Origin of the sequence: Segeticoccus rhizosphaerae, from assembly GCF_009192725.1 — a bacterium.
GTDB lineage: Bacteria > Actinomycetota > Actinomycetes > Actinomycetales > Dermatophilaceae > Segeticoccus > Segeticoccus rhizosphaerae.
Genome location: NZ_VOHR01000347.1, coordinates 1 through 3,772, shown reverse-complemented (window position 1 = coordinate 3,772; position 3,772 = coordinate 1). Strand labels below are relative to the sequence as shown.

General features: G+C 72.3%; 1 protein-coding gene. It reads left to right on the top strand.

The annotated features are described in order from the left end of the window. Positions 1 to 262 precede the first annotated feature (262 nt). A partial coding sequence (locus FRW57_RS18740) for an acetyl/propionyl/methylcrotonyl-CoA carboxylase subunit alpha (RefSeq protein ID WP_152186732.1) occupies positions 263 to 3,772 on the top strand: 3,510 nt, incomplete at its 3' end.

The following is a 3,772-nucleotide window of genomic DNA, read 5'->3' as shown; positions in this document are numbered from 1 at the left end:
CGCGGCGACCACACGGCCGCGGCGACCACACGGCCGCGGCGACCACACGGCCGCGGCGACGACACGGCCGCGGCGACGACCAGCGGCGATACTGGAGCGGAGCGACTCTGCCGCGAAGGAGCCGCGGCACAGAACTCTGCGGGGCGCGCGACACTCGAAGCGGTGGTGTACTCGACGGTAGGCGGGTCCGGCTGGAAAGGTGGACCTGCTCGGTGACGTCGGTCGTCACCTCACGGAGCACGTGTTTCCAGGAGGCTGTTCGATGTTCACCCGTGTCGCCGTCGTCAACCGCGGAGAGGCCGCGATGCGGCTGATCCACGCGGTGCGTGAGATCACTGACGAGGGCGGGTCGCAGGTGCAGACCGTCGCTCTCTACACGGACGCGGAGCGCAACGCGACCTTCGTGCGCGAAGCCGACCTCGCCTACCCCCTCGGTCCTGCGTCGGGTCGCCCCTACCTTGACCTGCCGCTGCTCGAGCGCGCCCTTCGGGAGACCGGGGCCGATGCCGCCTGGGTGGGCTGGGGCTTCGTTGCCGAGGATCCGGCGTTCTCCGAGCTGTGCGAAAGGATCGGTGTCACGTTCATCGGCCCGAGCGCCGAGGCGATGCGCAAGCTCGGTGACAAGATCGGCTCCAAGCTGATCGCCGAGGAGGTCGGCGTCCCGGTGGCCCCGTGGAGCCGCGGACCGGTCGAGGACCTCGACGCCGCGCTCGCGGCCGCGCACTCGGTGGGATACCCGTTGATGCTCAAGGCGACCGCCGGTGGCGGCGGGCGGGGGATCCGCGTGGTGACGTCGGACGACGAGCTGGCTGACGCCTTCGAGCGCACCCGCGACGAGGCCGCTCGGTCGTTCGGGAGCGGCGTGGTGTTCCTCGAGCGGCTCGTGACCGGCGCGCGCCACGTCGAGGTGCAGGTGATCGCCGACGGCCAGGGGACCGCCTGGGCACTGGGCGTGAGGGACTGCTCGATCCAGCGCCGCAACCAGAAGGTCATCGAGGAGTCGGCGTCACCGGTCCTCACCGACGCGCAGAACCGCGGGCTCAAGGCGTCGGCCGAGCGACTCGCCGTCGCCGTCGGCTACTGCGGCGCCTGCACGGTCGAGTTCCTCTACCACCCCGGCGACCAGTTCTTCGCCTTCCTCGAGGTCAACACCCGGCTGCAGGTCGAGCACCCCATCACCGAGGTCACGACAGACTTCGACCTGGTCAAGGCGCAGCTGCACGTCGCCTCGGGCGGCCGCCTCGAGGGCACGGCACCGCCGGAGACGGGCCACGCCGTGGAGGCACGGCTCAACGCCGAGGACCCCGACCGCGACTTCGCGCCGGCGCCGGGGCGAATCTCCTTGCTGCGACTGCCGTCCGGGCCGGGCGTCCGCGTCGACACGGGCGTCAGCGAGGGCGACACCATCCCTGCCGACTTCGACTCGATGATCGCCAAGGTGATCGCCTACGGCCGCACCCGCGACGAGGCCCTGGCGCGGCTGCGCCGGGCGCTGGACGAGACCACCGTGGTCATCGAGGGAGGCGCCACCAACAAGAGCTTCCTGCTCGACCTGCTCGCCCAGCCCGAGGTGATCGACGGCAGCGCCGACACCGGCTGGATCGACAGGGTGCGGGCGCAGGGCCGGCTGGTCGAGCACCGGCACTCCGGTGTCGCCCTCGCGGCCGCCGCCATCCAGGGCTACGAGGAGGAGGAGCAGGTCGAACGCGCCCGGCTCTTCGAGACCGCGCACGGTGGCCGGCCGCAGGTCCAGCACGAGATGGGCAGGGTGATCGAGCTGAAGCTGCGCGGCGCGTCCTATCGCGTGACCGTGGCCCGGACCGGTCCCGACCGCTTCCGCGTCGCCATCGGTGACGACGGTGACGCCGTCGTCGTGGACGCCGAGCTCGAGCGGTTGGACGGTTTCACCAGCAGGCTCACCATCGCCGGTCACCGCTACCGCCTGGTCACGGCGACCCACGGCCCGGTGCACCTGGTCGAGGTCGACGGCATCACCCACCGGGTCAGCCGCGACGAGGGCGGCGTGCTCCGGGCGCCGGCCCCCGCGCTGGTTGTCGCGACCCCGGTCGGGGTCGGGGCGCAGGTCGAGGCGGGAGCGCCCGTGCTGGTCCTGGAGAGCATGAAGATGGAGACGGTGCTGCACGCCCCGTTCGCCGGGACCGTGCGCTCGCTGATGGTGTCGGCCGGCAGCCAGGTCGAGTCCGGCGCGCCGCTGCTGCGGCTCGAGGCGATGCCGCAGGAGGACGCGGCCACCACTGCCGCCCCCGAGCAGGCGGTCGTCGACCTGATGATCCCCACACCGGCGGCCGACTCGTCCGCGGCGGACCGGGCGGCACGTTCACTCGAGGACCTGCGCAGCATGCTGCTCGGCTTCGACGTCGACCCGCAGGAGCAGATCAGGACCCTCGACGCCTACCTGGCCGTGCGTTCCGAGCTGCGGGCTGAGGGAGAGACCCCGGTCGTCTCGGAGCTGGACGTGCTGTCGGTCTTCGCCGATCTCAGTGAGCTGATGCGTGCCAAGCCGGCCGGCGACGAGGCTCGGGGCGACACCCAGGTGCACAGCCCGCGCGAGCACTTCCACACCTACCTCCAGAGCCTCGACATCGACCGGGGCCGGCTGCCCGACACCTTCCGGTTACGTCTTGAGCGGGTCCTGTCCCACTACGACATCCACGACCTCGAGCGGACACCGGACCTGGAGGAGGCAGTCTTTCGCATCTTCCTGGCCCAGCAGCGCAGCGCGGCCGACGTGGTGGTCGTGACGACCCTCCTCCAGGCGTGGATCGCAGATCCGCTCCCGGGCGCCGGCGAGCAGCAGGTCCGCGAGGTGCTCGACCGGCTGGTCGTCGCCACCCAGCTGCGCCATCCCGTCGTCGGTGACCTGGCCCGCAGCGTCCGGTTCCGGTGGTTCGACCAGCCGGAGGCGGACGCCGCCCGCAGCCGGGTGATCGCCGGTGTGCCGGAGGAGCTCGACCGACTGGCCGCAATGCCGGACTCGAGCGAGCGGGCCGCCCGCATCGACGAGCTGGTGGCCATCCCGGAGCAGCTGGTCCGTTTCCTGGCCGAGCGCATCGAGGACGGGCGCTACGCCACGCCGGAGCCGATGCTCGAGGTCCTCGTGCGGCGCCACTACCGCGAGCACCAGCTGCACGACCTGCGCGTCCTGGCAGTCGACGGGCGGCCGTTCGTGTCGTGCGACTACACCGTGGACGGGCGACCGACCCGTGTCGTCACCACGGTGGGCGCGGTCTCGGAGCTGGCCACCGCCAGCGGTCTGAACGCCCAGCTCACCGCGCAGCTCGAGGACATGCCCGAGGGGCTCACCGGGGCCGTGGACCTCTACCTCACCTGGCCCGACGAGCCCGAGTCGGCGCAGGCGGCCTCCGACGAGCTGCGCTCGATCCTGTCGGCGGGCCCCCTGCCCGGGCTGGCGCGACGGATCGCCGTGGCCGTCTCGCCCGGTGGAGGTCGGCCGGTGAACTACTTCACCTTCCGGCCCTCGGCGGAAGGGCTCGTCGAGGACGACCTGGTGCGCGGCGTGCACCCCATGGTGGGACGCCGGCTCAACCTCTGGCGGCTGCGCAATTTCCGGGTCACCCGGCTCGAGGCGCCCGAGGACGTGCTGCTCTACCACTGCGTCGCGCTCGACAACCCGGCCGACGAGCGGCTCGTGGCGCTCGCCCAGGTGCGCCGGTTCGCGGTGACCCGCAACGCCGAGGGCGAGGTGACCTCGGTGCCGCACGGCGAGCGCGCGATCGCCGCCTGCCTGGAG